The sequence below is a fragment of the Actinosynnema sp. NPDC059797 genome, from assembly GCF_042732085.1.
Classification (GTDB): domain Bacteria; phylum Actinomycetota; class Actinomycetes; order Mycobacteriales; family Pseudonocardiaceae; genus Actinosynnema.
In genome coordinates this window covers 1-4,493 of sequence record NZ_JBHWIE010000483.1, presented here as the reverse complement: position 1 = coordinate 4,493, position 4,493 = coordinate 1, and the positions used below count along the sequence as shown (strand labels likewise).

Here is a 4,493-nt window from a genome sequence, read left to right as displayed (position 1 = left end):
CCGCCACCCTCACCACACCCCTTCCCGACGAGCTGGACCGAGGAGCCCGGGAGCCTCGGCCGGCAGCGCGAACACCCCTTCGGCCACCTGCACGCCGGCGCCCCAGACCTCCACCCGCTCGACCCGCTCGGCGGACCCGGTGACGCGGGCGTGCATCGTGGACGGCCGGCCCATCTCGACGCCCTGGAAGATGGTGACCTCCTCGCCGAACGCCGCGAGCCCGTGCAGGCCGAGGTGGATCGCCAGCGGCCCGGCCACGGAGCCCGTGGCCGCGTCCTCCACCACGCCGTACGCCGGGGAGAACATCCGGTTGCCCCACCCGTCGCCGGACGGGGCGAAGCAGTGCGCGGCCATGTCCGGCAGCTCGGCGAGCATCCGCTGGTCCGGGCTGACCCTCTTGAGGTGGTCGATCGTCGTGCCCACGAGGACGTGGCGCGGCCCGTTGCGGAACGCCGCCACCGGCACCGCGGGCTCGTCGACGCCGAGCGCACGGAGCAGGAACTCCTCGTGCTCGTAGGGTCCCCAGGTCGGGATGGGCTGGTCCATGCGGGCCACGACGGCGGTCCCGCCGGACCGCTCCAGCTCGAACGGGACCACGCCGCGCTCGGTCTCCAGGGCGAGGGTGGGCCCGGTGTCGGTGTTGTTGGCCAGGGCGATCGCCGTGCCCAGGAGCGGGTGGCCGGCGAAGGGCAGCTCGTTGACCGGGGTGAAGATCCGGACCCGGTAGTCGCTGTCGGGCCGCCGCGGCCGGAGCACGAACGTGCTCTCCGAGAGGTTCAGCTCCCGGGCCAGGGCCTGCATCTGCCGTGCCGGCACGTCGTCGGCGTCGACGAAGACCGCCACCGGGTTGCCGGCGAGCGGCGTCCGGGTGAAGGCGTCGACCACGAAGTACCGCAGGGTCCGCGTCGCGGGCCCCATCAGCCCGGCTGCTCGGCGAGCGCCGGCGGCGCGTCGTCCGACGGCACGGCGCCGCGGTCGATGGTCGGCACCTCGATGCCGAGCGCCCGGAGCTGGCGGACGGGGTTCATGTGCTCGCGCTGCTCGACGATGAGGCCGTCGCGGAGCCGGAAGTAGTGGATGAAGTGGTTCTCGTACCACCTCTTGCCGTACTTCGGGAACAGCACGTGGCCCCGGCCGTCGCACTCGACCCAGAACCGGTTGGGGTCCTGCGTCTCGAAGACCTCGACGTCGTACCAGGCCCAGTCGGGGAAGATCTCCAGCGACCACGCGCCGTGGGCCGCCAGCCGGTCGGCGCCGGTCATGAGTATGGGCGCGCCGGTGTCGGTGGTGACCAGGCCGGCGCTGCCGTCCTCCGCGAACAGCAGGTGCCGCCGCAGCCGCCGTTCGCCGGCGATGTCCTCCATGTACCGGACGACGGTGGCCCGGTTGCGGCGCCTGAGGTCCCGGTCGTCCGGACCGGTCGTGAACTCCGTCGTGGGTTCCGTCGTGGGTTCCGCGGACAAGGTGTGCCTCCTCGTGTCGTCGGGTCACCCGCGGCGGCGCGACCGCACCGGCGGCAGCGGTCTGCGCCGCGGCGTCGCGTCGCGCCGGAGCACCGCGGCGATGGCCCGCGGCGTCGGGGTCTCGAAGATCTGCCTGATGCCCACCTCGACGCCCAGCTGCTCCAGGATCCGCACCTGCACGCGCCCGACGTGCAGGGAGCTGCCGCCCAGGTCCACGAGGTCGTCGTCGGCCCCGACGCGGTCGTCCTCCAGCACCTCGGCCCAGATCCGGGTGAGGACGGCCTCGTCGGGGGTCGCCGGCGCGCGGTAGGAGGCGCGCGGCCGGTAGGCGCTCCAGTCCGCCGGCGGCAGCCGCTTGCGGTCGACCTTGCCGAGCACGCCCACCGGCAGGCGCTCCATTGGTACGTAGGCGATCGGGACCATGTAGGCGGGCGCGTGGTCGACCATGTGGGCGCGCAGCACCTCGGGCGTCACCGGCCGGTCGGCGACGTAGCAGGCGACGAGCTGGTTGTGGCCCGCCGCGTCGGCGACGGCCACCACCGCGACCGCGCGCACGGCGGGGTGGTCGACCAGGATCGCCTCGACCGCCGCCGGTTCGACGCGGAACCCGCGGACCTTGACCATGTCGTCGAGGCGGCCGGTCAGCTCCAGCATGCCGTCGGGCCGGACCGAGCCGATGTCCCCGGTCCACAGCAGGCGCGAGCCCGGCGGCCCGAAGGGGTTGGGCCGGACGCGCCGGGCGGTCTCGGCGGGCTCGCCGAGGTAGCCCAGCATCAGCTCCGGCGAGGCCACGCAGACCTCGCCGACCACGCCGGGCGGGAGGAGCCGGAGGTCGGCGTCCACGACGTACACGTGGACGCCCGGCAGCGGGCGGCCCACCGGGGGCGGCTGCCGCCGGTCGTCCTCGGTCGCGGTGCGCGCGGTCACGCGGTGCTCCCAGGGGAACAGCATGCTCGTCACGAGGAACGCCTCGTTGCTGCCGTAGGCGACGACCACCTCGAACGGCAGCTCGGCGGGCGGCCACCGGCGGACCTTCTCCCCGCCGACCTCCATGACCCCGAGCGCGCAGTCGTCGGGCCACTCCAGGGCCGTCAGGGGCGCGGCCAGCTGGGTGGTGACGAAGGTGTGGGTGATCCCGTGGTCCAGGTGCCACTGCCGCAGCCGGACCGGTGAGACCAGCTCGTCGTCGCCGGCGATGTGCAGCGCCGCGCCGGCGCACAGCGTCCGCCACACCAGCGAGATGGAGATGCCCGCCGCCGCGTCGACCAACCACGACATGCGGGAGTCGGGCGTGATCCGCATGACGGCGGCCACTTCGAGGGCGAGGTGCGCGTGGGCGCGGTGCACCCCGAACACCGCGCGGGGGCGGCCGGTGGACCCGGAGGTCTGCACGACGTAGGCGAGGTCGTCCAGGTCGAGGGGCACGCCCGGGTTGTGCTCGGCCCGCTGCCGCACGTCCTCGGAGTCGACGTCGACGCGGACGGCGCCGGCGTCCCCGATGGCCGGCGAGTCGGGCACCGAGGTGGTCGAGACGACGGCGGCGGGCGGTGAGGCGGCGATGGCGGCTTCGAGGCGGGACGGCGGCGCGCCGGGGTCGAGCGCCACGACCACCGCGCCGATCTTGTAGGCGGCGAGGTAGCCGACGACCCACTCGGCCGAGCGCGGGACGTGGACGCCGACGACGTCGCCCTTGCGGACCCCGTGGGCGAGCAGGGCGTGCGCGACCTGGTTCGCGCGGGCGTTCAGCCGCGCGTAGGTGTGGGTCACGCCGTTCTCGTGCACGGCGGTGGCGTCCGGGCGCGCCGCCGCGCGGGCCTCGAACAGCACGGGCACGGGCGCGGTGACCGGGACGAGGTCGGCCGGGCCGTTCCAGTCCTCCAGCAGCATCCGCCGGTCGAGCGGGTCGACCAGCTCCAGGTCGCCGGTGGCGCGGTCGGGCGTCGCCGTGGCGGAGCGCAGCAGGCACAGGTGGCTGCGGGCGATCGTGGCCACCGCCCACGCCGGGAGCAGGTCCGGGTCGTAGGCGAACGACGCGGTGTGGCACGCCGCGTGGCCGTCGCCCTCGCGCAGCACGAGGCCGAGGTCGAACTCGCCGGCCGCGGGGTCGGCGACGCGGCACCGCCAGGCGCCGCCCGCCACGGGCAGGGTGCGGTCGGCCGGGCGCTCGGCGAAGGAGACCCGGCCGAGGGTCGGCCCGGCGGTGTCCTGGTGCAGCCGCCGGGACAGTTCGGGGAGCGGCACGGGGAGGCGGTCGCGGGCCTCGGCCAGCCGGCGGTCGGTGTCGGTCACCAGGTCCGCGAACGCCAGGTCGCGGGCGCCGGTCAGGGCGAGCGGGACGAGGTCGGTCCAGCAGCCCGGTCCGGCGTCGGCCGGGCGCCGGTCGAGTTCGGCCATGACCAGGACGGCGTCCTGGCGGGCGAACCGGTGCAGCAGCGCGCGGAACGCGGCGAGGTGGACCGTCGCGGTCGGCACGCCGAGCCGGCGGGCGACGGAGCGGACCGCCTCGCCCACCTCCTGGTCCAGTTCGACCCGGTGGTGGGCCACGCCGTACCGGGGGGCCGCCGGGCGCGGCCACATGCCGGGCAGCGCCACGTCGAGCGGCACCTCGCGCAGCTCGTCGTGGAGGGCGGTGATCGGGGAGTCGTCCCCCGGTGACGCCGTCCCCGCGGGTGGGAGGAACGCGGGAACGGCGTCCGGGGCCGGGCCGGTGGCCGTCGCGCGGGCGTCGTAGTGCTCCGCGAGCCGTTCGACGACCGCCACCAGCGAGCCCTGGTCGCAGACGAGCCGGTGCGCCACGAGCCCCAGGGCGCTGCGCCCGGGCAGGGCCACCAGCAGCACCGAGAGCAGGGGTCCGGCCGCGGTGTCGAGGGGGTTCGCGGCGTGCGCGGCGAGGGCCGCGGACGCCTCCGCCTCGTCGGCGGCGACGGCCTGCCGCACCGCGGCGGCGCGCTCGCCGGGGACCACCACGGCCTCCCCGGTGCCCCCGCCGAGGCGGGCCGGGGGCCACCCCGGGACGCCGGCGACGGCGGC

At 76.0% G+C, this 4,493-nt stretch carries 3 protein-coding genes; all 3 read right to left on the bottom strand.

What is annotated here, in order from left to right; genetic code table 11:
* Nucleotides 1–9: 9 nt before the first annotated feature.
* The gene (locus tag ACFV4N_RS40245) at nt 10–918 is read right to left on the bottom strand and encodes a PhzF family phenazine biosynthesis protein (protein WP_499677948.1); all 909 of its coding nucleotides are present in this window, start codon (nt 916–918) and stop codon (nt 10–12) included.
* Nucleotides 918–1,463, bottom strand: coding sequence for a PhzA/PhzB family protein (locus ACFV4N_RS40240; protein ID WP_499677947.1), 546 nt, complete (start codon nt 1,461–1,463; stop codon nt 918–920). Before ACFV4N_RS40240 ends, ACFV4N_RS40245 begins: the two co-directional genes overlap by 1 nt.
* A 24-nt stretch (nt 1,464–1,487) precedes the next feature.
* A partial coding sequence (locus ACFV4N_RS40235; RefSeq protein WP_499677946.1) for an AMP-binding protein occupies nt 1,488–4,493 on the bottom strand: 3,006 nt, incomplete at its 5' end.